This is a genomic window from Pseudomonas sp. B21_DOA, assembly GCA_030544685.1.
In the GTDB taxonomy this organism is placed as follows: Bacteria; Pseudomonadota; Gammaproteobacteria; order Pseudomonadales; family Pseudomonadaceae; genus Aquipseudomonas; species Aquipseudomonas fluorescens_AO.
The window spans coordinates 1,027,430-1,053,588 of sequence record CP086683.1 but is presented as its reverse complement, the minus strand read 5'-3'; the positions used below and the strand labels follow the sequence as shown (position 1 = coordinate 1,053,588).

The window sequence follows — 26,159 nt, the reverse complement described above, 5'->3', positions numbered from 1 at the left end:
CGTCATGGCCAAACCTGGATTTCGCCTCGCGCTGTTTGCCACCCTGCTGGCACTGATTGTGGTGTTGCTCGGCGCCTATACGCGCCTGACCCACGCCGGCCTCGGCTGCCCCGACTGGCCGGGCTGTTACGGGTTTATCAGCGTGCCGAAAAGCGAGGCGCAACTGGCCCATGCCGAGCTGCATTTCCCTGACGCGCCGGTGGAGGCGCACAAAGGCTGGAACGAGATGATCCACCGCTACTTCGCCGGCACTCTGGGTCTGCTGATTTCAGTATTGGCCGGGCGCGCCTGGGTCAACCGGCGCCATCCGGGCCAACCGGTGAAACTGCCGCTGTTTCTGCTGGCGGTGGTCATCGCTCAGGCAGCGTTCGGCATGTGGACGGTGACACTCAAGCTCTGGCCGCAAGTGGTTACCGGGCATTTGCTCGGCGGCTTCGCCACGCTGAGTCTGCTGTTCCTGCTGACGCTGAGGTTGTCCGGCGTGCTGCCGGTGCTGACCGTACCCAAGCGCCTGCAATACTGGGCGACGGCGGGCCTGCTGTTGGTGATCGGCCAGATCGCCTTGGGCGGCTGGGTCAGTTCCAACTACGCAGCGGTGGCCTGCATCGACTTCCCCACCTGCCATGGCCAATGGCTGCCGCCGGCGGACTTCGCCAATGGTTTTCACCTGACTCAGCACATCGGCCCGAATTATCTCGGCGGACAACTCGACAGCGATGCGCGCACGGCGATTCACCTGACCCACCGCATCGGCGCTTTGCTGGTGACGGTCGTGCTGCTCGGTCTGGCGTGGCAGTTGAAAGCCGTGGGCATGACCCGTTTGGCCGGATTGCTGCTGATCGCCCTCGCCGCGCAGATCACCCTCGGCATCAGCAACGTGCTGTTTCATCTGCCGCTACCGGTGGCCGTCGCCCACAACGCTGGCGGCGCGGCGTTGTTGCTGACCCTGGTGCTGGTCAATTATCACGCGCGCACCAGTCTGCTGCGGGTGAGCCAACCGGTGCTGGCGCGCTGGCGCTTCAGTGCACCCAAACCTGCCGTCGCGCCCATTGCATTGAAAGGAGAAACGCCATGGCGAGTCTGATCGGCGAACGTCCAGCGCAGGCGCTGTGGCGCGATTATCTGGAGCTGACCAAACCGAAAGTCGTGGTGCTGATGCTGATCACCTCGCTGGTCGGCATGTTCCTCGCCACCCGCGCGGGCGTGCCATGGACGGTGCTGGTGTTCGGCAATCTGGGCATTGCCTTGTGTGCAGGCGGCGCGGCAGCGGTCAATCATGTGGTCGACCGGCGCATCGATGCGGTGATGGCGCGTACGCACAAACGGCCGTTGGCCGAAGGGCGGGTTTCACCTGCGGCGGCGCTGACATTTGCGTTGCTGCTGGCGTTGCTCGGTCAGGCCTTGCTGCTGACGTTCACCAATCAACTGACCGCTTGGCTGACTCTCGCTTCACTGCTCGGTTACGCCGTGGTCTACACCGGTTTTCTCAAGCGTGCGACGCCGCAGAACATCGTCATCGGCGGCCTCGCTGGCGCCGCGCCACCGCTGCTCGGCTGGACCGCCGCCACCGGCCATGTCAGCGCCGAACCGCTGTTGCTGGTGCTGATCATCTTCGCCTGGACCCCGCCACATTTCTGGGCGCTGGCGATTCATCGCAAAGAGGAATACGCCAAGGCCGACATTCCGATGCTGCCGGTGACCCATGGCGAGCACTACACCAAAGTGCACATTCTGCTGTACACCTTCGCGCTGCTGGCGGTGAGTCTGCTGCCGTACGTGATTCACATGAGCGGCGTGCTGTATCTGGTCTGCGCGCTGGCATTGGGCGCGCGGTTTCTGCAATGGGCCGTGGTGCTGTACCGTGGCACTCGGCCGCACGCGGCGATCAACACCTTCAAGTACTCTATCTGGTACCTGTTCCTGTTGTTCATCGCCCTGCTCGTAGACCACTACTTACTGTTGAACCTATGACCCGAACCCAGAAAACCGTCTTCATCCTCGTTGCCGTGATCGCATTGATCCTCGGGCTTACCGTCAACAAAGTGCTGAGCGGCAAAGGCCAGGGCGACCCGACTGCGCTGATCGACGCCGGCATCATCCTGCTGCCGCAGAGCCGCAACCTGCCGGACGTGACCATGACCGATCAGGACGGCAAACCGGTGGCGATTGACGAGTTGAAAGGCAAGTGGAGTCTGTTGTTCTTCGGCTACACCTTCTGCCCGGACATCTGCCCGACCACCCTGGCGCAACTACGGCAGATCAAGAGCGAGCTGCCGAAAGAGGCGGTGGATAAATTGCAGATCGTGCTGGTCAGCGTCGACCCCAACCGCGATACGCCGAAGCAGTTGAAGCAGTACCTGGGCTATTTCGATCCCCAGTTCATTGGCCTGACGCCAACCTCGATCGAGGAGCTGCAGAAGGTCGCGAACGCGGTGAGCATTCCATTCATTCCGGCCGATACCAGCAAGCCGAACTACACCGTGGATCACAGCGGCAATCTGGCCGTGATCGGCCCGGACGGCACGCAGCGCGGGTTTATTCGCGCGCCGTTGAACAATGCCAAGCTGGTGGCGCAGTTGCCGGCGATGCTTGAGCGCCAGTAGGAACACCAATGAACCATTGTGGGAGCGGGCTTGCTCGCGAATGCGGTGGGTCAGATAAAGACATGTTGGCTGACACACCGCATTCGCGAGCAAGCCCGCTCCACACGGACGATATTCCAGGCACAAAAAGGGGACGCCATTGGCGTCCCCTTTTCATTGCAGCAACCTGAATCAGAACGCCGGCAACACCGCGCCTTTGTACTTCTCGGTAATGAACTGCTTCACTTCCGGGCTGTGCAGGGCAGCCGCCAGTTTCTTCATTGCGTCGCTGTCCTTGTTGTCCGCGCGGGACACGAGGATGTTCACGTACGGCGAGTCGTTGCCTTCGATCACCAGCGCATCCTTGGACGGATCAAGCTTGGCTTCCAGCGCGTAGTTGGTGTTGATCAGCGCCAGATCGACCTGGGTCAGCACACGCGGAATAGTGGCGGCTTCCAGTTCACGGAATTTCAGGTCTTTCGGGTTCTGCTCGATGTCTTTGAGGGTCGACAGAATGTTGCTCGGGTCCTTCAAGGTGATCACGCCAGCCTTGGCCAGCAGCAACAGCGCACGGCCGCCATTGGTGGCGTCGTTCGGGATCACCACGTTGGCGCCGCCGGGCAGGTCTTTCAGATCCTTGAGCTTGCTCGAGTAAGCGCCCAGCGGCTCCAGATGCACACCGGTCACGGCAACGAGGCTGGTGCCCTTGGCCTTGTTGAATTCATCGAGGTACGGCTGGTGCTGGAAGAAGTTGGCGTCGAGGCGCTTTTCCGCGACCTGTACGTTCGGCTGAATGTAGTCGGTGAAGACCTTGACCTTCAGATCCACGCCTTCCTTGGTCAGGGCCGGTTTGACGAACTCGAGGATTTCCGCGTGCGGCACCGGGGTGGCGGCAACGGTCAGGGTCTCGGCGTGGGCCGAAAACGCCGCAACAGCGGCGAAAGCAGCGATCAGTTTTTTCATTCAGCTAACTCCTTGTGAGGACGCCCGCCAACGAATGGCCCGCGCCTCTTGATTAAAAACCGCTTATTTGCGCGAGAAATGCACGACCAGACGGTCGCCCACCATTTGCAGCACCTGTACCAGAATCAACAGCAGCACCACGGTGACGATCATCACGTCGGTCTGGAAACGCTGGTAGCCGAAACGGATCGCCAGGTCACCCAGACCACCAGCGCCGACCACACCGGCCATCGCCGTGTAGGACACCAGTGTAATCGCTGTCACCGTAATCGCTGCGAAGATGCCCGGGCGAGCTTCCGGCAGCAACGCGTTCATGATGATCTGCCGGGTGGTCGCGCCCATCGACTGAGTCGCTTCGATGATGCCGCGGTCGACTTCGCGCAGCGCAGTTTCCACCAGACGCGCAAAGAACGGCGTGGCGCCGACCACCAGCGGCGGGATCGCCCCGGCCACACCCAGCGAGGTGCCGGTGATCAGCACGGTGAACGGGATCATCACGATCAGCAAAATGATGAATGGCAGCGAACGCAAAATGTTCACCACCAGCGACAGCACTGCGTAGACGCCACGGTTTTCCAGCAACTGACGGGGACTGCAGAGAAACAGCAGCACGCCCAGTGGCAGACCGAGCAACACGGTGAACAACAGCGAACCGCCGAGCATCAGCATGGTGTCGCCAGTCGCCAGCCAGATTTCGTACCAGTCGATATTGGCGAAGAAACTCATCAGGTCAGCCATTAGCGCAACACCTCCATGTGAACGTCAGCGGCGGTGAAGCGGGCAAACGCCGCCTCCATGTCGCCACCGGTGACAGCGAGGGTCAGTTGCCCGTACGGAATGTCTTTGATGCGGTCGATGCGCCCGGCAAGGATGCTGTAGTCGACGCCGGTTTCCCGGGCGACGGTGCCAAGCAGCGGCGCGTAGGTCGCCTCGCCCTGAAAGGTCAGACGCACGATACGCCCGGGCACATGGGCAAAATCGTCACGCTGCTCGCTCTCGTCGATCTGCTCGCTTTCCTGGACGAAACGCTTGGTGGTCGGATGCTGCGGATGCAGGAACACATCGGCCACCGGCCCCTGCTCGACGATCACGCCGGCGTCCATCACCGCGACCTGATCGCAGACGCGCCGGATCACGTCCATCTCGTGGGTGATCAGGACGATGGTCAGCTTCAGTTCGCGGTTGATTTCCGCCAGCAGCTGCAGGACCGACGCGGTGGTCTGCGGGTCGAGGGCGCTGGTGGCCTCGTCGCACAGCAGGATCTTCGGCTTGGTCGCCAGCGCACGGGCGATGCCGACGCGCTGCTTCTGCCCGCCGGACAGTTGCGCCGGGTACTTTTTCGCATGGTCGGACAGACCGACCCGCGCCAGCAACTCGGCTACCCGTTGGTTGATTTCACTGCTCGACAGCTCACCGGCCAGGGTCAGTGGCAACGCAACGTTGTCGGCGACAGTCTTGGAGGCGAGCAGGTTGAAGTGCTGGAAGATCATCCCGACCTGCTGACGGAAACGGCGCAGGCCATTGGCGTCCAGTGCGGTGACTTCTTCGCCGTCGACGATGATCTTGCCGCCACTGCAATCTTCCAGGCGATTGATCAGACGTAGCAGGGTACTTTTGCCCGCACCGGAATGGCCAATCAGGCCGAACACCTGGCCGTTCTCGATGGCGAGACTGGTCGGGTGCAGCGCGGGAATATCCTTACCGGCGACGCGGTAAGTCTTGTGGACGTTTTGAAACTCGATCACGTAGCGAACCTTGTGGGGCGCGTTGGAAAAGGATCAGCGGTTAGCCGGGCGCGCATTTTAGCCTGTCCGTATAGAGGTTCTTAGCATTTATTTCGCAAATAACCTTCGATTTGGCAATAACGCGATCAAAGGTCAGATAAACGGAACGGCTGAAACGCTCGTCAGTCACTAAGTAAGCGACTTGAAACCCTGGGTGCCGTGCCTGGGAATCACTCAAGGGTCTGCGGAAGGCATCCGGGGCCAAACGAGGAGTTTACGTCTGATGAGCATCAAAAAGCCTGCACCTGCTAAAAGCGAGATGGCCGGAACCGACACCCCGGATCGCGCCAACACCAACGCCAAGCTCGACAGCCTGGAAGAATTCCGTTCCGACGCCACCGGTCAGGCACTGCGCACCAATCAGGGCGTGAAGATCGCCGACAACCAGAACACTCTCAAAGCCGGGCCACGCGGGCCGTCGTTGCTGGAAGACTTCATCATGCGTGAAAAGATCACGCATTTTGACCATGAGCGGATTCCAGAGCGCATCGTCCATGCGCGCGGTACCGGCGCGCACGGTTTCTTTCAGACTTACGAGAACCATGCAGCCCTGACCAAGGCCGGTTTCCTGCAGGATCCGGGCAAGAAGACCCCAGTATTCGTGCGTTTTTCCACGGTGCAGGGTCCACGGGGTTCCGGCGACACCGTGCGTGACGTGCGCGGCTTTGCGGTGAAGTTCTTCACCGACGAGGGCAACTTCGATCTGGTCGGCAACAACATGCCGGTGTTCTTCATTCAGGACGCAATCAAGTTTCCGGACTTCGTGCACGCGGTGAAACCCGAGCCGCATAACGAAATCCCAACCGGCGGCTCGGCGCACGACACGTTCTGGGACTTCGTCTCGTTGGTGCCGGAATCGGCGCACATGGTGATCTGGGCGATGTCTGACCGGGCCATCCCGAAAAGCCTGCGCAGCATGCAGGGCTTCGGTGTTCACACCTTCCGCCTGATCAACGCCGAGGGCAAATCACGTTTCGTCAAATTCCATTGGCGCCCTACCGCCGGCACCTGTTCGCTGGTGTGGGACGAGGCGCAGAAGCTCGCCGGTAAAGACACCGACTACCATCGTCGCGACCTGTGGGAAGCGATCGAGATGGGCGACTACCCGGAATGGGAACTGGGCGTCCAGATCGTTGAAGAGGAAAACGAACACGACTTCGACTTCGACATCCTCGACCCGACCAAAATCATCCCCGAAGAAATCGTCCCGATTACGCCGCTGGGCAAAATGACCCTGAACCGCAACCCGGACAACTTCTTCGCCGAAACCGAGCAGGTCGCCTTCTGCCCTGGCCACATCGTCCCGGGCATTGATTTCTCCAATGACCCGCTGCTGCAAGGTCGGCTGTTTTCCTACACCGACACGCAGATCAGCCGACTCGGCGGGCCGAACTTCCATGAGCTGCCGATCAACCGTCCGGTCGCGCCATTCCACAACGGCCAGCGCGATGCGCAGCACCGCACCACCATCGACAAGGGTCGTGCCTCTTACGAGCCGAACTCGATCGACGGCGGCTGGCCAAAGGAAACCCCGCCGGCGGCACAGGACGGTGGTTTCGAGAGCTATCCAGAGCGCATCGACGCAGCGAAGATCCGTCAGCGCAGCGAGTCGTTCAGTGATCACTTCTCCCAGGCCCGCTTGTTTTTCAACAGCATGAGCGAGCACGAGAAAGAGCACATCATCGCCGCCTACAGCTTTGAGCTGGGCAAGGTCGAGCGTGAGTTCATTCGTGCCCGTGAGGTGAACGAGATCCTTGCCAATATCGACCTGACCCTGGCCAAACGCGTGGCGGAAAACCTTGGTTTGCCGGCGCCAGCCAAAGGTACGGTCGAAGTGCGCAAGACCTCGCTGGAGCAATCGCCAGCGCTGAGCCAGGCCAACCTGCTGCCGGGCAATATCAAGACGCGCAAAGTGGCAATCCTTGCCGCCAACGGCGTTGATGCTGCGGCCATCGATGCCATGAAGAAAGCGCTGGAAGCCGAGGGCGCCCACGCGAAACTGCTCGGCCCGACCTCGGCGCCAGTCAAGACCGCTGACGGCAAGGCACTGCCGGTGGATGCATCGATGGAAGGCATGCCTTCAATTGCGTTCGATGCGGTGTTCGTACCGGGTGGCGCGGCGTCGATTACCGCGTTGAGCGGCGACGGCGTGGCGCTGCATTATCTGCTGGAGGCCTACAAGCACCTGAAGGCGATCGCGCTGCACGGCGAGGCCAAGCAGTTGCAGGACTTGTTGAAGCTGGATGCGGATGCCGGGTTGTTGCAGGGCGCGGATGTGGGTGCGTTGACCAAGCCGTTCTTCGCTGCGATCGGCGAGCATCGGGTGTGGGCGCGGGAGCCTAAGGCCAAGGCGATTCCAGCGTAAAGCAAAGATCGCAGCCTTCGGCAGCTCCTACAGGATGTACTCGATCCCATTTAGGAGCTGCCGGAGGCTGCGATCTTTTTACGGTTTGCGCGGGCTTAAAACCATCTGCGCCGGCACTGTGCGCAAGATCTGCTTCTCGATCTGCAAATCAAAGTCAGGATCGAGCTTCTTGACTCGCTTGCTCAGCAACGTCGCCAGCCACGGATAATCCGCAGTGCGTGGGGCCTGGATGCTGACGGCGCATTCGTAATTCACCACATCGGCGGCGATCGCATCGAGTTGTCGTTGCAGCTTGTGAATATCACCGATGTTCAACGCAACTGTGGTGCTCTCGGCGGTCGGGTCGATGACCTTGGCTTTCGGCCTGGCTTCAGCTGCCAGCAGTGCGGCCTCAGCCTTTTCCAGCTCGGCCTTGCGCGCTTCGGTGATCGCGCCGTTGACGCCGCCGGTCAGCGCTGGCGCCTTGGGCATCAGAGCACGGGCGCGGCTGAGCGCGGTGGCGGCAGCGTTGACATCGCCTTTCTGCAGGACGATCTGGCTGCGGCGCAGGTACGCCTCGGCCAGCTGCCGCTGGTATTGCTCAAGGGATTGATCGTTGGGGGTTGCGGCCTGCAACGCGGCCAACTGGTCTTCGGCGGTGGCCAGTTCGCTGCTGGCCAGGCTTTGCTCCAGCTGCGCGATGGCCGTAGCCCGCGCGTCCGGGACTTCAGCCACCGGCGGCGTGCTTTGGCAGGCGCCCAGCAGCACTGAAAATGCGACAAGGAGCAGATAACGGGAGGCGAACGGCTTCATTCCTGCGACTCTCTAATTGCGCAAAAAGCGGCCAAGTCTACACCCCACGACGGGGCAGAACAAAACTCAACAGAAACAGCGCGGCTGCCGTCACCACGATCGACGGCCCCGCCGGGGTGTCCTTGAACCACGACAACGCCAGCCCGCCGCACACCGCGAGCATGCCCAGCAGGCTAGCCCCCAGCGCCATCTGCTCCGGCGAACGGGCGTGACGCTGTGCCGCAGCCGCTGGGATGATCAGCAGCGAAGTGATCAGCAGCACCCCGACGATTTTCATCGCCACGGCGATCACCACTGCGATCAACAGCATCAGCGCCAAGCGCAAACCCGCAACCGGCAAGCCTTCGACCCGCGCCAGTTCTTCGTGCACGGTGACCGCCAGCAACGGCCGCCACAGCGTCACCAGCAACACCAGCACCGCCGCAGTGCCGCCGAGAATCCACGCCAGGTCGCTCGGACTGATCGCCAGCAAATCGCCAAACAGATAGGCCATCAGGTCGATCCGCACTTCATGCATGAAGCTTAGTACCACCAGGCCGAGAGAGAGCGTGCTTGGCGCAAGAATTCCCAACAGCGTGTCGGACGCCAGTGGCTGGCGCTGTTGCAACGTCACCAAGAGCACCGCCAGCAGCAGGCAGCCGACCGTCACCGCCACGGTCGGGCTGACGTCCAGCAAAAGCCCAGCGCCACGCCGAGCAGTGCGGCGTGGGACAGCGTATCGCCGAAATAGGCCATGCGCCGCCACACCACAAACGAGCCGAGCGGCCCGGCCACCAGCGCCAGGGCCAGGCCTGCAAGCAGGGCATACAAAAGAAAATCAGCCATGCTTGCAGCCGTCTCCATGAACATGAGGTTGCCCGCCGAGCGGGCCTTTGACCACCGAACCGTGCAGGTCGTGGGCGTGGTCGTGATGGTGGTGATAGATCGCCAGACTCGGCGCGTTCTTGCCGAACAGCTCGACGAATGCCGGATCGCCGCTGACCTGCTCGGGATGCCCGGAGCAGCAGACGTGGCGGTTGAGGCAGACCACCTGATCGGTGGTGCTCATCACCAGATGCAAATCATGCGACACCATCAGCACGCCGCAACCGTGGCGGTCGCGCAGCCGGGTGATCAGGCTGTACAGCTCGGCCTGCCCGGCCACGTCGACGCCCTGCACCGGCTCATCAAGCACCAGCAGCTCAGGCTCACGCAGCAGTGCCCGAGCCAGCAGCACGCGCTGCATTTCGCCGCCGGAAACGCTCTGCACCGGGCTGTCGATCACGTGTTCGGCGCCGACTTCCTTCAACGCGGCCAGGGCACGCGAACGATCGACGCCAGGCACCAAGCGCAGGAAGCGCAGCACTGACAGCGGCAGGGTCGGATCGACATGCAGCTTCTGCGGCATGTAGCCGACGCGCAGCTTCGGTTTGCGCCAGACGCTGCCGCTGTTTGGCTTCAACAGCCCGAGCACGGCGCGTACCAGCGTGGTCTTGCCGGCGCCGTTGGGGCCGATCAGGGTGACGATCTGCCCCGGCTCGACGCTCAGCTCGATGTTGTCCAGCACGGTCTGCCCGGCAAACGTGACGGCGACCTGTTCCAGACGGATCAGCGCGTTGCTCATCAGGCCCCTGGCAACCGGCGCACAGGCCGACCACTTCGACGGTCTGCGCTTCGACGATGAAACCGACGTCTTTGGCGCTGCTGATGATCGCGTCGCTGATCACTTTTTGCTCAAGTTCGATAGCGGCGTGGCACTCGCGGCAGATGAGGAACTGGCCCTGATGCGCGTGTTCCGGATGTACACAGCCGACGAAAGCGTTGAGCGAAGAGATGCGATGAACCAGACCGTTTTCCAGCAGGAAATCCAGTGCGCGGTACACGGTAGGCGGCGCGGCGCGGCGGCCGTCCTGCTCGCTGAGCACCGCGAGGATGTCGTAGGCACCCAGCGGCTTGTGGCTCTGCCAGACCAGTTCCAGCACACGGCGGCGCAGGGCAGTCAGACGCAAACCTTTCTGCGCGCACAAGGTATCGGCCTCGGACAAAGCGCTGTGCACGCAATGGGAGTGGTCGTGGGGACGGCTGGCAATCGGGGTAATAGGCATGAGCGGCGACGAGATTTGCTGGAGACGTTATTATGTTACCCGTTCTCGCTTCCTTGAGTGGTCATCGTGTCCCGACTTTTTTCTGTTTTTGTGGCTTTTGTTGCCGGTTTTCTGCTGATCGGTACGGCTCAGGCCGAGGTCAAAGTGCTCACCAGCATCAAACCGTTGCAGTTGATTGCCGCTGCCGTGCAGGACGGCGTGGCGATTCCCGAGGTGCTGCTGCCACCGGGTGCCTCGCCGCACAATTACGCCCTGCGCCCGTCCGACGTACGGAAGGTGCAGTCGGTCGATCTGCTCTACTGGATCGGCCCGGACATGGAAGGTTTCCTGCCGCGCGTGCTCGGCGGTCGCAGCCTGCCGAGCGTCGCGGTGCAGGATCTGCCAGGCCTCAACCTGAGGCATTTTGGCGCGGACAACCATTCCCACGCCGAAGAGGCCGATGAGCATGATCATGATCATCGCCCCGGCTCGCTGGATGCACACCTGTGGCTGTCACCGGTCAATGCGCGGGTGATCGCCGACAAAATGGCCGCCGATCTCAGCGCCGCCGACCCGGCCAATGCCCAGCGTTATCAGAGCAATGCCAAAGCCTTCGATGAACGTCTGGATGCGCTCGATCAGCGTTTGAAGAAGCGCCTGGCCAATGTCGAAGGCAAGCCGTACTTCGTCTTTCATGAGGCGTTTGATTATTTCGAAGACGCTTACGGCCTGAAGCACGCGGGCGTGTTCGCGGTGGCCGCTGAAGTACAGCCCGGCGCTCAGCATGTCGCGGCGATGCGCAAGCGTTTGCAAGAAGTAGGCAAGACCTGTGTGTTCAGCGAGCCACCATTGCGTCCACGACTGGCGGAAACGCTGGTGGCCGGTTTGCCAGTGAAACTGGCCGAGCTGGATGCGCTGGGTGGTTATACGCCGGCGACCGCTCAGGGATATGAGCAGGTGCTGGAAAAACTCGGCAATGATCTGGCCGGATGCCTGGAATCGCTGTAACAACACAAACCCTGTGGGAGCGAGCCTGCTCGCGAAAGCGGTGGGTCAGTCAGCAAAAATGCTGAACGGGCCGCCGCCTTCGCGAGCAGGCTCGCTCCCACAGGTTTATGTTTGCTTGGCGAATCTACTCAGAGGGCGAAGGGCAACGGTGTATTGACCTTCTGCCGCTGCGCCAGGCGCTGCTCGAACTCTTGCGGATCGTGAATCAACACATCCTGCCCGGCGAACTGCTCGGCGGCGATCAAGCGTGACAGCCAGAACCGCACACAGGCCACACGCAACATCGTTGGCCAGAGCTCAGCCTCCGCCGCCGTGAACGGGCGCAGCGCCGCATAGGCACCGAGAAACGCACGCGCACGCGGGCCATCGATCACGCCCTCCTCGTCCGAACACCAGTCATTCAAGGCAATTGCCACGTCGTACAGCATCGGCCCCGAGCAGGCGTTGTAGAAGTCGATCAGCCCGGTCAGGTGGGTGCCTTCGAACATGGCGTTGTCGCGGAACAGGTCGGCGTGAATGTTCGCCCGAGGCAGTGCAAGGATCTTGTCTTTGCGCTCGGTGATCTCATCCAGCGCCTTTTGCAGCAAGGCACGCGGCTCATCGCTCAGGTGCGAGAGAAATTCAGTGCCCTCCTCCAGCATCCAGTCCAGACCACGATCGGTCTTGCGCTTGATCATGCGCTCGCCTTGGGTCGCCAGGTGCAGATGCGCCTGCAACTCGCCGACCTGGGCGCAGTGCTGGGCGTTAGCGACTTTGATGTGCTTGCCGGACAGGCGCGGTTGCAGCAGCGCCGGTTTGCCTTTGAGCTCACGCAGGGCCAAGCCGTCGGTGGTGCGCAGGGCGTAAGGCACCGGCAGTTCGGCTTCGTGCAGCACGTCGAGCAGGTCGATGAAGAACGGCATCTCCTGCACCGGGCCGCGCTCGACCAGGGTCAGGACAAACTCGCCCTGCTCCAGACTGATGAAGAAATTGGTGTTTTCGCTGCCGGCGGCGATCCCCTGGAAATCAAGCAGACGGCCGAGCCCGTAAGGGGCGAGAAAGGTTTCCAGCTCGGGCCGAGCCAGGGGAGTGAACACAGACATGTCTTAACTGCCAGTACGGGCGCCGCAACGGCGGCGCCGAGTGAATTAAAAACCTACTTCCATTCGAATATCTTCCATGACGGGATCAGCATATCCGGCTGATCCGAACGGATGAAATTGGCATCCGTCCCGTCGGCGCGCACCAGAAAGTACGGCGGCGCGCCCTTTGGCGTGACTTTGATCGCATAGAGGAAACCGTTCTGGCGGTACTCCTCAATGGTCTTGTCGCCCTCCGTGCGGATGGTGACCTCGGGGTCGCCGCCCGGCGCATCATCCGCCGCCATCGCGGCCAGTGGTGAGACAGCGATCAACCCGACCAGCAGCAAGCGATTTAACGTACGCATGATAACCTTGTCCCTTTGTCGTCAACGGTCCCGCTATTCTAGCCCCGGACCCGCCGAAAAGGTTGATCCTGCTCATGAGCCAAGCCCCCTCGTCCTGGTGGACGGTTCGTCTTACCTGTACCGCGCCTTTCATGCACTGCCGCCACTGACCACGTCCAAAGGCCTGCCGACCGGTGCGGTCAAAGGCGTGCTGAACATGCTCAAGAGTCTGCGCAAGCAGTACCCGGACAGCCCCTTCGCCGTAGTGTTCGACGCCAAGGGCGGGACATTTCGCGATGAGATGTACGCCGAATACAAGGCCAACCGGCCAAGCATGCCCGATGACATGCGCGTGCAGATCGAGCCGCTGCACCAGAGCGTGATCGCCCTCGGCTTCCCGCTCCTGTGCGTGGACGGCGTCGAGGCCGACGACGTGATCGGCACCCTCGCCCGCAGCAGTGCGGCAGCAGATCGCCCGGTGATCATTTCCACCGGTGACAAGGACATGGCGCAACTGGTCGACGGCCACATTACCTTGGTCAACACCATGTCCGGTAGCTCGATGGATGTGGAGGGCGTTAAGGAGAAATTTGGCGTCGCACCGGAGCAGATCATCGATTATCTGGCGCTGATGGGCGATTCGTCCGACAACATTCCAGGCGTGCCGGGCATCGGCCCGAAGACGGCGTCCGGCCTGCTGGTCGGCGTCAATGGCGGCCTGACCGAGCTGTACGCCAACCTCGACATCGTGCCGACCCTGCCGATCCGTGGCGCAAAAACCTTGCCGGCCAAGCTCGAAGAGCACCGGGAGATGGCTTTCCTGTCCTATCAACTGGCGACCATCAAGGTCGACGTGCCGCTGGATATCGGCCTCGACGATCTGCAAATGGGCCAGGAAGACCCGGCCAAACTCTACGAGCTGTACACCCTGCTGGAATTCAAGAGCTGGCTCAATGATCTGGATCGCGATGCCAAGCGTCAGGAACTGAGCGCGGCTGCCGAACCTGCGCCCGCCCATGATCTGTTCAGCGCCCCGCAAGCCGAGGCACCTGCTGCCCCTGCCGAGGCCGCGTACGAAACCATCCTTGATCAGGCCCGCTTCGACGCCTGGCTGGAAAAACTGCGCAACGCCAGGCTGATCGCCTTCGACACCGAAACCACTGGCATCGACGCGCAGCAGGCGCAACTGGTTGGCCTGTCGTTCGCCGTACAGGCCAACGAAGCCGCGTACATCCCGCTGACCCATTCCTACATCGGCGTGCCGGAGCAGCTGGATCGCGACACCGTGCTGCGCGCACTCAAGCCGATTCTGGAAGATCCGAGCAAACTCAAGGTTGGCCAGCACGCCAAGTTCGACATGAACATTCTGGCCAACTGCGCCATTGGCGGCGATCAGAGTGAAGGCATCAGCGTGCGCGGCATCGCCTTCGACACCATGCTTGAGTCCTACGTACTCAACTCCACCGCAACCCGCCATGACATGGACAGCCTCGCGCAGAAATACCTCGACCACACCACGGTGAGCTTCCAGGACATCGCCGGCAAAGGTGCCAAGCAGCTGACCTTCGACCAGATCGCCCTGGAACAGGCCGGGCCGTACGCCGCTGAAGACGCCGACATCACCCTGCGCCTGCATCAGGCCCTGTTCGACAAGCTCAGCGCGATTCCGAGCCTGGCCAGCGTGCTGACCGACATTGAGATCCCGCTGGTGCCAGTGCTGGCGCGCATCGAACGCCAGGGTGCGTTTGTCGATGCCGAGTTGCTGGGCATTCAGAGCATTGAGCTGGGCAACAAAATGGTCGCGCTGGAGCGTGAAGCCTTCGAAATCGCCGGGGAAGAATTCAACCTCGGCTCGCCGAAGCAGCTGGGCGTGATTCTTTATGAAAAGCTCGGCCTGCCGGTGCTGAAGAAAACCGCCAAGGGCCAGCCGTCCACCGCTGAAGAAGTGTTGGCGAAACTCGCCGAAGACGATCACCGCTTGCCGAAGGTGCTGATGGAGCACCGCTCGATGAGCAAGTTGAAAAGCACCTACACCGATCGCCTGCCGGAGCAGATCAACCCGCGCACCGGGCGCATCCACACCTCGTATCACCAGGCTGTGGCTTCGACCGGGCGCCTCTCCTCCAGTGATCCGAACCTGCAGAACATTCCGGTGCGCACTGCCGAAGGCCGACGCATTCGTCAGGCGTTCGTCGCGCCCAAAGGCTACAAACTGCTGGCGGCGGACTATTCGCAGATCGAACTGCGGATCATGGCGCACCTGTCCCGTGACGAAGGCCTGATGAACGCCTTCCGCAACAATCTCGACGTGCACACTGCAACCGCTGCCGAAGTATTCAAGGTCGAGCTTGATCAAGTGACCTCCGACCAGCGTCGCAGCGCCAAGGCGATCAACTTCGGTCTGATCTACGGCATGGGCGCGCAGAAGCTCGGCAAGGATATCGGCGTCGACACCAAGACCGCCAAGGCTTACATCGACACCTACTTCGCCCGTTATCCAGGCGTGCGCGAATACATGGAGCGTACCCGCGCGCAAGCGGCGGATCAGGGTTACGTCGAAACTTTCTTCGGCCGTCGCCTGTACTTGCCGGAGATCAACTCGAACAAGCCGCAGGAACGCGCTGCGGCAGAACGCACGGCGATCAACGCGCCGATGCAGGGCACGGCAGCGGACATCATCAAGAAAGCCATGGTGGCTGTGGATAACTGGCTGGCGACGTCGGGTCTGGACGCGCGGGTCATCCTGCAAGTGCACGACGAACTGGTGCTGGAGGTTCGCGAGGATCTGGTCGAGCAGGTCAGCGCCGAAATTCGTACGCACATGAGCGAAGCGGCGAAACTGGATGTGCCGCTGCTGGTGGAAGTCGGCGTGGGCAACAACTGGGATGAGGCGCACTGAGTATTGCCAGAGTTGCCGCGACCTACCGTCGCGGCAACTGCCGGGAATCCGGCTTAGATCGAAAGACGCTTGAGGCTATTCCAAAGCTTTTTGAAAAAAATCTGAACTAATCTGTCGATCGAACACTCAGAGGTACTGAATGGCTGGTGAAGCCCTTCGATGCTCCTATGTTGTGTTAAGTGTTGGCAGATATCTGAACCCCGCCCTAGCGGTTCGGAACTTGAACCCCGGAATTTCTCCCTCCCCAATGAAATCCGGGGCTTTTTTTGCCAAAAATCGGCTGTAGCGCGGCCATGCTGCGTTAAAGCATCGCTAAAAATGCTCATTTAGGTCCCCTAAACTCCGCTTTTTAGCGCTACTTTTGCCTTGCCTGGCCACACTACAACCAATTTTTCCCCATTCTGAATTTACTCGGCTGCCGCCTCGGCGCCTTTGTCTGCCAGTTCCATCCAGTCGGCCAGCACAGTGTAGGCCTCTTCCAGGCCCATGCGTTTTGGTGCGGAGAACAACTGGATGGTGATCGAGTCGCCCCAGCCTTTGCGGATTTCCGACTGTACTTTCAGCAGGGTGTTCTTGGCTGCGCCGTAGGTGAGCTTGTCGGCCTTGGTCAGCAGGATGTGCATCGGCATGCCGGCGGCGACGGCCCAGTCGAGCATCAGCAGATCGAAGTCGGTCATCGGATGGCGGATGTCCATCATCAGAATCAGACCTTTCAGACTCTCCCGACCACCGAGGTAAGCCTCGAGGTGGCGCTGCCAGTGTTGCTTGAGCGGGATCGGTACTTTTGCATAACCGTAGCCCGGCAGGTCGACCAGACGGCGATCTTCGTCTAGCTTGAAGAAGTTCAACAGCTGTGTGCGGCCCGGAGTTTTCGAGGTGCGCGCCAGGCTGGCGTGGGTCAGGGTGTTCAGCGCGCTGGACTTGCCGGCGTTGGAACGACCGGCAAACGCCACTTCGAAGCCTTCGTCGTCAGGGCATTGATCGACTTTGGCGGCACTGAGCATGAACGTGGACTGTTGGCACAGGCCGAGGATGGGATTCTTGAGTTGCATGGGATTTCCGATGTGGGCGGCGCCGGGATTGGGCGCGGAACGCGGTGTCGCTTCCGTTTCAGTGACGCCAGTATATAATGCCGCAGATTTTGTGTGTGCTTTGTCCCAGCGAAGGATGAAGTTCACGAGAGCGACAGACTTTGATTGCGCATTAGAACGCAGAACGCTCTCAACCCTGAAAAGGTCGTTTTATGACGAAATGGCTGCTGGCTGCCGGAGTCTTGATGCCGCTTTACAGCGCACAGGCTACACAGGATCCGGAAGCTGTGTACAACCGTGTTTGTGGTGCCTGTCATTCCGGCCAACTACCCATGGCGCCCGCAAGAGGCGATCAGGAAGCTTGGACGCCGAGGTTGGCGAAAGGTATGGGGACGCTGGTGCAACACGTGACCCAGGGTTTCAAGGCGATGCCGCCGCGTGGTTTGTGCATGGACTGCAGTGCCGAGGATTACCAGGCCATCATCCTTTGGATGAGCGAGAGTAAGCCCGGTCCATAACTTAACCCTTAGCCGTAGTTGGATTAGCTGATGAACAAATTGATCGTGAGTCTGCTGTTGACCGTGGGAATTTCAGGTGTCGCCCATGCTGCCGGCGATGCCGCAGCAGGCCAGGCCAAAGCTGCCGTGTGCGGAGCCTGCCATGGCCCGGACGGCAACAGCATGGCGCCAAACTTTCCGAAACTGGCCGGTCAAGGTGAACGCTACCTCGACAAGCAATTGCACGACATCAAGTCGGGCAAGCGCGTGGTGCTGGAAATGACCGGGCTGCTGACCAACCTGAACGATCAGGATCTGGCCGACATCGCCGCGTACTTCGCCAGCCAGAAAGGCAGCGTCGGCGCCGCCGATCCGAAGATCGTCGCTCGCGGTGAAGCGCTGTTCCGTGGCGGCAACCTGGAAAAAGGTCTGCCAGCCTGCACCGGCTGCCACTCGCCGAACGGCGCCGGCAATGCTGCAGCAGGCTTCCCCATCTGGGTGGCCAGCATGCGCAATACATCGCCAAGCAGCTGACCGATTTCCGCAAGGAAGAAGGCGGTCGCGCCAACGACGGCGACGCGATGACCATGCGCACCATCGCGCGCAAGCTGAGCGATGAAGACATCGCTGCGGTTTCCAGCTACATCCAGGGCCTGCACTGAGGCCCTGAATCGAGGGCTGAACGAGGCGCGCAGCGCCGGCCACGTTAACGCTCGATTAATCCTTCGCAGCAAGTATAAAAGGGTGGCTTTGGCCGCCCTTTTTGTGGCCGCTGCCGTTACACTACAGCACTCATGCCCGCCAGGATCTGTGTCGAAACAGGTCGAGCGAGGCGACCCAAATTGTTCAGGAGTAAAGCATGCGTAATCTGATCATCAGCGCCGCCCTCGTCGCTGCCAGCCTGTTCGGCGTCACCGCCCAGGCCGCTGAAGCCCCTGCCGCCCCTTACGTCGAACTGGCCAACCCGGTGCCGGTGGCAAAGCCTGGCAAGATCGAAGTGGTCGAGCTGTTCTGGTACGGCTGCCCGCATTGCTACGCTTTTGAGCCAGTGATCAATCCATGGGTTGAAAAACTGCCGTCCGATGTCAACTTCGTGCGCATTCCCGCCATGTTCGGCGGCCCATGGGACGCTCACGGTCAGATGTTCCTGACTCTGGAAGCCATGGGTGTCGAGCATCAGGTGCACAACGCCGTGTTCAACGCGATCCAGAAAGAACACAAGAAGCTCACCGACAAGAACGACATGGCTGACTTCCTCGCCACTCAAGGCGTGGACAAGGACAAGTTCCTCGCCACTTTCGACTCGTTCGCTATCAAAGGCCAGATCGTCAAAGCCCGTGAGCTGGCGAAGAAGTACGAAATCACTGGCGTGCCAACCATGATCGTCAATGGTAAATACCGCTTCGACATCGGCTCTGCCGGTGGTGCCGAGCAAGCATTGAAGCTGGCTGACGATCTGGTCGCCAAAGAGCGAGCGGCGAACAAGGCTGCTGCCAACTAAGCGCGGCATTCGCCATGCGCCGCTGGAAGTCCGAACGCATCGTTGGCCTGCATGATCCGCAGGTCAACGAGCATCATCTGGCGTCTACGGGCCTGCCCGCAGACCAGCGTCTGCGCTTGCTGAGCTTCAACATTCAGGTCGGCATCAGCACCGAACGCTATCGGCATTACCTGACCCGCAGCTGGCAGCATCTGCTGCCGCACACCGGGCGTTCCGGCAATCTGCAAAAGATCGGTGACCTGCTCGGCGACTTCGATCTGGTCGCCCTGCAGGAAGCCGATGGCGGCAGCCTGCGTTCAGGCTACGTCAATCAGGTCGAACATCTGGCCCACCTCGGCGCCTTTCCCTACTGGTATCAACAACTCAATCGCAACCTCGGTCGACTGGCCCAGCACAGCAATGGCGTGCTCAGTCGCCTGAAGCCGTGGGCGATCGAGGATCACCCGCTGCCCGGCCCGAAAGGTCGCGGCGCGATCCTGCTGCGCTTCGGCGAAGGTCCGGAGGCACTGGTGGTGGTGATGATGCATTTGGCCCTCGGCGCGCGGACGCGCAGCCTGCAACTGGCCTACATTCGTGATTTGATCAGCGGGTACAAGCATCAGGTGCTGATGGGCGACATGAATACCCATGCCAGCGACCTGCTCGAACACTCGCCGTTACGCGATCTCGGCCTGCTGGCCCCGCAGGTGGAAGCGACCTTCCCCAGCTGGCGCCCACAGCGTTGCCTTGATCATATTCTGCTCAGCCCGACCCTGACCCTGGAAAAGGTCGAGGTGCTGGCCCAGCCCATTTCCGATCACCTGCCGGTCGCGGTGGAAATTCGTCTGCCGGGTTCGCTCACGGCCGACGCATTGCCCGCGTTGAGCCCTGCCCCTCGCGGAACCTGTGAATGAGCGACGACGCCCAGCGCTGGAAAGAGAAGTACCTCAAGAGCATCGAACAGCAGGACAAGCTCGAACGCCGCTGGGCCGCGCGGCTCGACCTGCTGCGGCGCGGTCTGGTGCGCAGCACGCTGGCGGCCGAGGGCACCGACAAGGTCGTCGATCAGTGCATGAAGGAAATGCGCGAAGTCGTGCGCACCGATGACATGGACGCCGGCCTCGCCGCCCTGCTGCCGCGTCTGGAAAAAGCCGTGCTCGACTCCGAGCAGCGCCGTGAGACCCGCATTGATCAGGTCAGCACGGCGCTCACCGCGCTGGTCACCCAGTTGCAGGCCCTGCCATTGCCGCGCGAAGTCGCGCAACCGCTGAAGAAATTTGCCAAACAACTGGACAGCCGCGTCGGTCAGGCGCGGGAAATGCCGCTGCTGTTGAGCGAACTCAGTGGTTTGCAGGGCAAGGCCTTGAGTCAGTTGGAGACTCCTGCCGAGCCAGGCCGGCCGGGGCTGTTGCAGCGTTTGTTTGGCAGCCGTGACGGTGAGGAAGCCGCTGCACCGGCGGCCGACATACCAGCAACACCAGTGCCGCAGCCGGTCGAAGCCCGGCAACCTGAACCGGAGCCTGCGCAATCGGCACCGGTGGCCAACGCGGAGCCATCAATCGCAGCGCCCGAGACCGTCATCGAGGCGCCCGCCCAGACGCCGCCTGATGAGCCGCAAGTCGTTGCGTTCGCTGCGCCTGTGGTCGTCGTTGAAGCCGAGCCAGTGCAGGTTGAACCAACCGCTGACACCGAGATGACCGTCGCTGCGCCAGCAACCGAGGCGTTCAACCCCGATGAACTGATCCACCCCGGCGATCCGTCGCCGCTGATTCTCGATAGCCTGCCCTTGCCCGAGCCGATCGCTCAGGCCTTGGCCGCCATCGACCCGGAGCAGTCGGAGCACGACATCCTCTTCTCTCTGCCGGATTCCCCTGAGCCGTCCTACAGCTCCGTGGCCAGACATATCGAAGACACGCTGATCGGCCTGCTCGACGACCTGACCCTGCCCGAGCGCCACCGGCCGCAAGCCGAAGCCATGCGCGAACGGCTCAAACACGGGCTGAACTGGTACGAACTGTTGCCGATCCTCGACGATCTCGCGACTTTGATGCTGGCGATTACCGATAGCGGTCAGCACGAATTCGAAGCCTATCTGCAACAGCTCAACGAACGCCTTGAAGCGTTCCAGAGCAACCTGCAAGCGGCCAGCGAAGGGCATGCCGACAACAGCTCGGCGGCGCGGGCCATGGACACGCAGATTCGCGAGCAGGTCGACGGCTTGCAGAGCAGCGTCCAGCAAGCAGCCGACCTCGATGACCTCAAGCATGTGCTGGAGAATCATCTGGAAGGCCTGCTGGGAACGATGGACCAGCACCAGAAGCAGCGCGACGCCCGCGAACAGGAAGTCGCCGCCAGGTTGAAGAGCCTGTCGGAGCGAGTGGCGCATATGGAACAGGAAGCCATGGGCTTCCGTGAACACCTTGAAGAGCAGCGGCAGAAAGCCCTGATCGATCCGTTGACCGGCCTGCCCAACCGTGCAGCGTGGAGCGAACGCCTTGAGCATGAAATCCAGCAATGGCAGCAGCACGGCAACACCCTCAGCCTGGCCATGCTCGACCTCGATCACTTCAAGCGGATCAACGACAGCTATGGCCATCTGGCCGGCGACAAAGTGCTGAAGATCATCGCCACGGTATTGCGCAAACGCCTGCGCGGCTCGGATTTCATCGCCCGTTTCGGCGGTGAGGAGTTCGTGCTGTTGCTGCCCGCGACGCCACCAGCGGTGGGCGCGAAACTGCTGGAAACCCTGCGCGCGGCGATCGAAGCCTGCCCGTTTCATTTCAAGGGCGAGCGAGTGACTATCACCATTTCCATGGGACTCGCGTCATTCCGGGTGGGAGAACACAGCGATCTGGTGCTGAAAAGAGCCGATCAGGCGCTGTACCGAGCAAAGAACGCCGGGCGCAACCGAGTCGAGCTCGGCTAAGGCAATTGTTCCATTTTGTTTAAATCCGCCCGCTGGCGGACTCTAAGCAAATCCGTACGTTACACTGTTGCATTATCGTTTTCAGCGTATCGTCCTCTGCCATGAAATTCCTTGCCCTTGTTGCCTCGCTGTTCGTCCTCGCTGGTTGCGCCAGCGGCCCGCGTTACGACACCAGCCACCCTTCGGCCAATTACGACAGCCGCATCCAGTTTGTCGTGGTGCATTACACCTCCACGTCGCTGGAGCGCTCGCTGCAATTGCTGACCCATGGCGACGTCAGTAGCCATTACCTGATTGGCGATGACAAGAGCGCCACCGTGTACAAGCTGATGGACGAAAACCAGCGCGCCTGGCACGCCGGCGAAAGTCAGTGGCAGGGCCGTACCTGGCTGAACTCCAGTTCCATCGGCATCGAAATCGTCAATCCCGGCTACAAGGACACCCCGACCGGGCGCCTGTGGTATCCGTACAGCGAAGCGCAGATCCAGTCGTTGACCACCCTGCTCAAGGACATCAGCAAACGCAACGGCATCAGCCCGCGGCACATCATCGGTCACAGCGACATCGCGCCGTTGCGCAAGCTTGATCCGGGGCCACTGTTCCCCTGGAAACGTCTCGCCGCCGAAGGCCTTGGCCTGTGGCCGAACGAGCAAGCGGTGGCGCGTCAGCAGGCTATTTTTAACAGCAACCCGTTGCCGGAGATCGGCTGGTTCCAGGCGCAACTCGCGCGTCTGGGTTACGACACACCGCAGACCGGCGAGCTGGACGTCGCCACGCGGCATGTCCTCGCCGCGTTCCAGATGCATTACCGCCCTGCCCGCTTCGACGGCACGCCGGACGCACAAACCGCAGCACTTCTTTTGGTCCTCAATCAGACAAAATAATGACGCCCGCCCGACGGTCAGGGCGAAATCGCAATCAGCAGCTATAACTCATGGTAATTCTTCGGAAAATCCCTGATGGCTGCGACCCGAGAGACGCTGCGTAGCTGGTTTTATCGCCCTGTTTTTTGGCGATGATCGCGGCTGTCCTCAGCGCCAGCCTGCTGATCGCCGGCGGTATGTTCGCGGCGATGCGCCAGATGGAAATGCGCGAGAGCCAGGAAATGAACGCCCAAGGCGAGCGTTTCCTCGCGCGCCTCGAACAATTGTTCGGCCAGTTGCGCGAAAGTCTCGACGACCTTGAAGCCCAGCCCTTGCGCGGCTGCGACGAAGAAATGATCGCGACTCTGCAGCAAGTCACCTTCAACTACCGCTTCGTCTACGAAGCCGCGTACATGGACGCCTCGCGGTTCTGCTCCAACCGTCCGCGCCAGGAAGGTCTGTCGTTGGTGCGCGCGCCGGACATTCAGGGTCCGACCTACAGCTATTGGCTGAACACCACCACCGAACCCGATGAAAATCGCGCGGCGCTGATGCTCGGTCGCGGCAACTTTCGTGTCGCGACCTCGCGCGGGCATTTGACCGACATGGTCGATCTGTCGCCCGGCAGCAGCCTGCTGGTGGTACTCGATCACGGCACTCGCGCGATTCCGGTGCTCGGCACCGCACAGACCTGGCCACCGACCGAACCCTGGCCACCGAAGAGCCCTGATGCGCTGCAAGTCACGCAAACGCGGCTGATCTATCGCATGCCCACCGACAACCCGGAATATCAATTGGTGCTGATTACGCCGCGCACGGGCATGCACGTCCCGGCGGTGTGGTGGTGGCTGTTGCCGGTGTGCCTGATCGCCGGCGCCGTTGTCGGCTTTCTGACCTTGTTGCTGGTGCGTCAGCGCCAGTCGCTGGATGCCGAGCTGCACGGGGCGATCCGCCGGGGTGAGTTGCAGGTGCTGTATCAGCCGATCTTCGATCTCGACAGCCGCAACTGCGTCGGTGCCGAAGCGCTGCTGCGCTGGCGGCGCCCGGACGGCACGCTGACCAGCCCCGACCTGTTCATTCCCATGGCGGAGAACACCGGGCAGATCCGGCAGATGACCGACTTCGTCTTGCAGCGTCTGCTCGAACAGCTGGGCCAGTTACTGCGCGCCAATCCGCAGCTGTATATCTCGGTGAACCTCGCAGCCTGCGATGTCATGGTGCCGCGCATCGGCCAGGTCATGGCGCGGCTGCTCGCGCTGCACCGTGTCGCCGCGCGGCAGATAGCCTTCGAAGTCACTGAGCGGGGCCTGATTGATGTGGTGGTGGCGCGGGAAAACCTGCAAGCCTTGCGCGACGTCGGCCATCAGGTGCTGATCGATGATTTCGGCACCGGCTATTGCAGCCTCGCCTATCTGCAGACCTTGCCGGTGGACTGCCTGAAGATCGATAAGGCGTTCATCGATGCGCTCGGCCATGACGCAGCGAGCAGCGGCGTCGCTCCGCACATCATTCACATGGCGCAGGCGCTGGATCTGAAAGTGATTGCCGAAGGCATCGAGCTGGAATCCCAAGCCGCACTGCTCAGCAGTGAGGGAGTCAAGTTCGGTCAGGGCTGGCTGTTCGCTCACGCACTGAGCGCCGTGCAGTTCATTGAACTGATCACCCGTGGACGACGCCTGGCCGGACGGCGTATGGACGATGAAGCCTAAACCGCCAGCGCCATGTAGAACTGGGTGCCCTGCCCCGGCCGCGAATAAACGCCCATGCGCCCGCCGTGCAACTGGACGATTTCCTTGCACAGCGCCAGGCCAAGCCCGGCACCGCCCTTCTTGCGCCCGACCTGCACGAACGGCTCGAAAATCCGCCCCTGCTGGCCGTAGGCAATGCCTTCGCCATTGTCTTCGACACTGATGATGACCCGCTCGCCATGGCGGCGCGCCTGCAGACGGATCTGCCCGTCGCGGGCAGTGTGCCGCAGGGCGTTGTCGATCAAGTTGTCGAGGACGCGATCAAGTTGCGCCTGATCAGCCTGCAACCTCGGCAGCGGGCCTTGAATCTCGACGTTCAGCGCAACACCTTTGGCCGCAGCCACGTCGGCAAAGCGCAGTTGCGCCTGCTCCAGCAGGTCCTCAATGGAACATGGCGCCAGGGTGAGTTTCTGTAGACCGTTCTGGTAGCGCGAGAAATTCAGCAGATCGTTGATCAATTGCATCAGGCGCTGCATTTCTTCGTTGACCGTATCCAGCAGGTCAGCTTCGCGCGATTCCGCCGGGAACTTGGCCCGCTCGCGAAACAGCCCGAAGGCCATGTGCATGCCCGTCACCGGCGTACGCAGTTCATGGGACGCGCGCAAGACAAACTCACTGCGTACGCGCTCGAACGCGCGTTGCTCGGTGACATCGTGCAGCACCATCACCGCGCCGAGAATATGCCCCTGGGTATGACTGACCGGCGTCAGGCTGTAGGTCAGCAGGCGCGATTCGCCATCGACTTCGATGCTCAGATCTTCCGGCGCGCGCTCCAGCGTGCCGCCGCGCAGGACCAATTGCAGTTGCGCATCCAGCTCCGGGCGCCCGAGTGCGGTGCCCAAGCCTTGGCCGAGGCGGTCGTCTTCCCAGCCCAACTGGCGCTGAGCCACAGGATTGAGGTGTTCGAGCTGGCCCTGGCGGTCGATCATCAACAAACCGTCGTCGATACTGTCGAGCACCGCTTGCAAACGCTGCTGACCGGCCAACAGTTCGTCGACATTCATCGCCTGGTGTTCGCGCAACGCCTCGGCCATCAGGCCGAAGCGTCGCGACAGCAGGTTGACTTCCATGGCCGTGGAAATCGGCAGGGTCACGTCATAGTTGCCCTGGCCGATGTTGTCGGCAGCCTTGGCCAGCGCTTCGATCGGTGCGCCGAAACGTCGGGCGATGCCCTGGGCAGTGACGAAACCGATGATCAGCACCGCCAGCCCGACCAGGCCAAGCAGCCCGGCAATCAGCAAGGCCCGTTCGCGGGCAGCGTGCTGGACGGCATTGATGGTTTCCAGTGCGTGTTTGTGCTCAGCAATCAGGCCATTACGCAGAATGTTGAAGCGCTCGCGGAAATCCGCACTGGTGCTGGCGTTCTTCGCCGCTTCGGCAGTCACGTCGAATGAGGCGAGGAAGTTCAGGTAATCGGCCTTGGCCTGGCGGAAACCGTAAGGCTGGCCATCGCCCTCCCGCTGCTGGGCGATGCCTTGGTCGAGCAACTCGAAGTAGTGCTGCTTGGACGCTTCGAACGCGACGGGATCGGGCTTCTCGGCGAGCATGATGATCAATTGATCACCGAGGGTCTGGCGCAGCTTGAGGCCCAGATCCAGAGTGACAAAGTTGCTGCGCACCAGCGCTTCCTGTGACCCGGCCATCTGCATCACGCTGACCAGCCCGAGCAAGAGCCCGAGCAAGGCCACGGTGATCAATGCAGAAATGCTCAGGAACAGGCGCGTGCGCAGCTTGATCGCCAGTTTCATCGCGC

20 protein-coding genes and 4 pseudogenes are annotated in these 26,159 nt (G+C 61.5%); 13 read left to right on the top strand and 11 right to left on the bottom strand.

Annotated elements, in window-relative coordinates:
- The first annotated feature begins 4 nt into the window (after positions 1–4).
- The 3 genes from LJU32_05015 to LJU32_05005 are packed head-to-tail and all read left to right on the top strand — an operon-like array spanning position 5 to position 2,603.
- Positions 5–1,084, top strand: a complete 1,080-nt coding sequence (locus LJU32_05015) for a COX15/CtaA family protein (protein ID WKV89728.1) — start codon at positions 5–7, stop codon at positions 1,082–1,084.
- A complete protein-coding gene (cyoE, locus tag LJU32_05010; GenBank protein ID WKV89727.1) occupies positions 1,072–1,971 on the top strand; it encodes a heme o synthase in 900 nt (299 codons plus the stop codon). The genes LJU32_05015 and cyoE overlap by 13 nt, the downstream gene beginning before the upstream one ends.
- Entirely contained in the window at positions 1,968–2,603 is a 636-nt protein-coding gene (locus tag LJU32_05005) for an SCO family protein (GenBank protein WKV89726.1), read from the top strand. The genes cyoE and LJU32_05005 overlap by 4 nt, the downstream gene beginning before the upstream one ends.
- Before the next feature lie 171 nt (positions 2,604–2,774).
- On the opposite strand, the gene LJU32_05000 is transcribed toward LJU32_05005, so the two are convergent.
- The 3 genes from LJU32_05000 to LJU32_04990 form a co-directional block, all read right to left on the bottom strand.
- Complete coding sequence (locus tag LJU32_05000) at positions 2,775–3,545, bottom strand: MetQ/NlpA family ABC transporter substrate-binding protein (GenBank protein ID WKV89725.1); 771 nt, start codon at positions 3,543–3,545, stop codon at positions 2,775–2,777.
- 63 nt (positions 3,546–3,608) lie between these two features.
- Positions 3,609–4,283, bottom strand: a complete 675-nt coding sequence (locus LJU32_04995; protein ID WKV89724.1) for an ABC transporter permease — start codon at positions 4,281–4,283, stop codon at positions 3,609–3,611.
- Complete coding sequence (locus LJU32_04990; GenBank protein WKV89723.1) at positions 4,283–5,290, bottom strand: methionine ABC transporter ATP-binding protein; 1,008 nt, start codon at positions 5,288–5,290, stop codon at positions 4,283–4,285. Before LJU32_04990 ends, LJU32_04995 begins: the two co-directional genes overlap by 1 nt.
- Before the next feature lie 262 nt (positions 5,291–5,552).
- Between LJU32_04990 and katE the strand changes: the two genes are divergently transcribed.
- Positions 5,553–7,694, top strand: coding sequence for a catalase HPII (katE, locus tag LJU32_04985; GenBank protein ID WKV89722.1), 2,142 nt, complete (start codon positions 5,553–5,555; stop codon positions 7,692–7,694).
- 78 nt (positions 7,695–7,772) lie between these two features.
- Here katE and LJU32_04980 read toward each other — a convergent pair whose 3' ends face one another.
- The 4 genes and pseudogenes from LJU32_04980 to LJU32_04965 form a co-directional block, all read right to left on the bottom strand.
- On the bottom strand, positions 7,773–8,486 hold the full coding sequence (locus tag LJU32_04980) for a hypothetical protein (GenBank protein ID WKV89721.1): 714 nt from the start codon (positions 8,484–8,486) through the stop codon (positions 7,773–7,775).
- A gap of 37 nt (positions 8,487–8,523) precedes the next feature.
- Positions 8,524–9,311 (bottom strand): annotated as a pseudogene (znuB, locus tag LJU32_04975) (zinc ABC transporter permease subunit ZnuB).
- Positions 9,304–10,089 (bottom strand): zinc ABC transporter ATP-binding protein ZnuC, encoded by a 786-nt coding sequence (znuC, locus tag LJU32_04970; GenBank protein WKV89720.1) that lies wholly within the window; start codon positions 10,087–10,089, stop codon positions 9,304–9,306. Before znuC ends, znuB begins: the two are co-directional and overlap by 8 nt.
- Positions 10,076–10,570 (bottom strand): annotated as a pseudogene (locus LJU32_04965) (transcriptional repressor). Before LJU32_04965 ends, znuC begins: the two are co-directional and overlap by 14 nt.
- A 66-nt stretch (positions 10,571–10,636) precedes the next feature.
- Here LJU32_04965 and LJU32_04960 point away from each other — a divergent pair.
- Complete coding sequence (locus LJU32_04960; protein ID WKV89719.1) at positions 10,637–11,557, top strand: zinc ABC transporter substrate-binding protein; 921 nt, start codon at positions 10,637–10,639, stop codon at positions 11,555–11,557.
- 128 nt (positions 11,558–11,685) lie between these two features.
- On the opposite strand, the gene LJU32_04955 is transcribed toward LJU32_04960, so the two are convergent.
- Positions 11,686–12,639, bottom strand: a complete 954-nt coding sequence (locus tag LJU32_04955; protein ID WKV89718.1) for a homoserine kinase — start codon at positions 12,637–12,639, stop codon at positions 11,686–11,688.
- A gap of 53 nt (positions 12,640–12,692) precedes the next feature.
- Positions 12,693–12,983 carry a DUF2782 domain-containing protein gene (locus tag LJU32_04950; protein WKV89717.1) on the bottom strand — a complete coding sequence of 97 codons (291 nt, stop codon included), beginning with the start codon at positions 12,981–12,983 and terminating at the stop codon, positions 12,693–12,695.
- 94 nt (positions 12,984–13,077) lie between these two features.
- Here LJU32_04950 and polA point away from each other — a divergent pair, with 94 nt between their 5' ends.
- Entirely contained in the window at positions 13,078–15,861 is a 2,784-nt protein-coding gene (gene polA, locus LJU32_04945; GenBank protein ID WKV91040.1) for a DNA polymerase I, read from the top strand.
- 407 nt (positions 15,862–16,268) lie between these two features.
- Here polA and yihA read toward each other — a convergent pair whose 3' ends face one another.
- Positions 16,269–16,913 (bottom strand): ribosome biogenesis GTP-binding protein YihA/YsxC, encoded by a 645-nt coding sequence (yihA, locus tag LJU32_04940; protein WKV89716.1) that lies wholly within the window; start codon positions 16,911–16,913, stop codon positions 16,269–16,271.
- Positions 16,914–17,104: 191 nt separating this feature from the next.
- Between yihA and LJU32_04935 the strand changes: the two genes are divergently transcribed.
- The 7 genes and pseudogenes from LJU32_04935 to LJU32_04905 all read left to right on the top strand — a co-directional run bounded on the left by LJU32_04935 (position 17,105) and on the right by LJU32_04905 (position 24,367).
- Positions 17,105–17,410 (top strand): c-type cytochrome, encoded by a 306-nt coding sequence (locus LJU32_04935; protein WKV89715.1) that lies wholly within the window; start codon positions 17,105–17,107, stop codon positions 17,408–17,410.
- A 30-nt stretch (positions 17,411–17,440) separates the two neighbouring features.
- Positions 17,441–18,051: pseudogene (locus tag LJU32_04930) on the top strand (cytochrome c4).
- A 197-nt stretch (positions 18,052–18,248) separates the two neighbouring features.
- On the top strand, positions 18,249–18,890 hold the full coding sequence (locus LJU32_04925) for a thiol:disulfide interchange protein DsbA/DsbL (GenBank protein WKV89714.1): 642 nt from the start codon (positions 18,249–18,251) through the stop codon (positions 18,888–18,890).
- A 14-nt stretch (positions 18,891–18,904) separates the two neighbouring features.
- A complete protein-coding gene (locus LJU32_04920; protein ID WKV89713.1) occupies positions 18,905–19,783 on the top strand; it encodes an endonuclease/exonuclease/phosphatase family protein in 879 nt (292 codons plus the stop codon).
- On the top strand, positions 19,780–21,795 hold the full coding sequence (locus LJU32_04915; protein WKV89712.1) for a diguanylate cyclase: 2,016 nt from the start codon (positions 19,780–19,782) through the stop codon (positions 21,793–21,795). The genes LJU32_04920 and LJU32_04915 overlap by 4 nt, the downstream gene beginning before the upstream one ends.
- A gap of 101 nt (positions 21,796–21,896) precedes the next feature.
- Positions 21,897–22,679: an N-acetylmuramoyl-L-alanine amidase gene (locus LJU32_04910; GenBank protein ID WKV89711.1), complete on the top strand. Its 783-nt coding sequence runs from the start codon at positions 21,897–21,899 to the stop codon at positions 22,677–22,679.
- 75 nt (positions 22,680–22,754) lie between these two features.
- A pseudogene (locus LJU32_04905) lies at positions 22,755–24,367 on the top strand (EAL domain-containing protein).
- Here the strand turns inward: LJU32_04905 and LJU32_04900 are convergent.
- On the bottom strand, positions 24,364–26,154 hold the full coding sequence (locus LJU32_04900; protein WKV89710.1) for a PAS domain-containing protein: 1,791 nt from the start codon (positions 26,152–26,154) through the stop codon (positions 24,364–24,366). The pseudogene LJU32_04905 and the gene LJU32_04900 overlap by 4 nt on opposite strands.
- Positions 26,155–26,159: the final 5 nt, after the last annotated feature.

Bases quoted from the DNA above. Each gene is read 5' to 3' on its own strand.
- LJU32_05015 (WKV89728.1), top strand. From the start codon at position 5: ATGGCCAAACCTGGATTTCGCCTCGCGCTGTTTGCCACCCTGCTGGCA.
- cyoE (WKV89727.1), top strand. From the start codon at position 1,072: ATGGCGAGTCTGATCGGCGAACGTCCAGCGCAGGCGCTGTGGCGCGAT.
- LJU32_05005 (WKV89726.1), top strand. From the start codon at position 1,968: ATGACCCGAACCCAGAAAACCGTCTTCATCCTCGTTGCCGTGATCGCA.
- LJU32_05000 (WKV89725.1), bottom strand. From the start codon at position 3,545: ATGAAAAAACTGATCGCTGCTTTCGCCGCTGTTGCGGCGTTTTCGGCC.
- LJU32_04995 (WKV89724.1), bottom strand. From the start codon at position 4,283: ATGGCTGACCTGATGAGTTTCTTCGCCAATATCGACTGGTACGAAATC.
- katE (WKV89722.1), top strand. From the start codon at position 5,553: ATGAGCATCAAAAAGCCTGCACCTGCTAAAAGCGAGATGGCCGGAACC.
- LJU32_04980 (WKV89721.1), bottom strand. From the start codon at position 8,486: ATGAAGCCGTTCGCCTCCCGTTATCTGCTCCTTGTCGCATTTTCAGTG.
- znuC (WKV89720.1), bottom strand. From the start codon at position 10,089: ATGAGCAACGCGCTGATCCGTCTGGAACAGGTCGCCGTCACGTTTGCC.
- LJU32_04955 (WKV89718.1), bottom strand. From the start codon at position 12,639: ATGTCTGTGTTCACTCCCCTGGCTCGGCCCGAGCTGGAAACCTTTCTC.
- LJU32_04950 (WKV89717.1), bottom strand. From the start codon at position 12,983: ATGCGTACGTTAAATCGCTTGCTGCTGGTCGGGTTGATCGCTGTCTCA.
- yihA (WKV89716.1), bottom strand. From the start codon at position 16,913: ATGCAACTCAAGAATCCCATCCTCGGCCTGTGCCAACAGTCCACGTTC.
- LJU32_04935 (WKV89715.1), top strand. From the start codon at position 17,105: ATGACGAAATGGCTGCTGGCTGCCGGAGTCTTGATGCCGCTTTACAGC.
- LJU32_04925 (WKV89714.1), top strand. From the start codon at position 18,249: ATGCGTAATCTGATCATCAGCGCCGCCCTCGTCGCTGCCAGCCTGTTC.
- LJU32_04920 (WKV89713.1), top strand. From the start codon at position 18,905: ATGCGCCGCTGGAAGTCCGAACGCATCGTTGGCCTGCATGATCCGCAG.
- LJU32_04915 (WKV89712.1), top strand. From the start codon at position 19,780: ATGAGCGACGACGCCCAGCGCTGGAAAGAGAAGTACCTCAAGAGCATC.
- LJU32_04910 (WKV89711.1), top strand. From the start codon at position 21,897: ATGAAATTCCTTGCCCTTGTTGCCTCGCTGTTCGTCCTCGCTGGTTGC.
- LJU32_04900 (WKV89710.1), bottom strand. From the start codon at position 26,154: ATGAAACTGGCGATCAAGCTGCGCACGCGCCTGTTCCTGAGCATTTCT.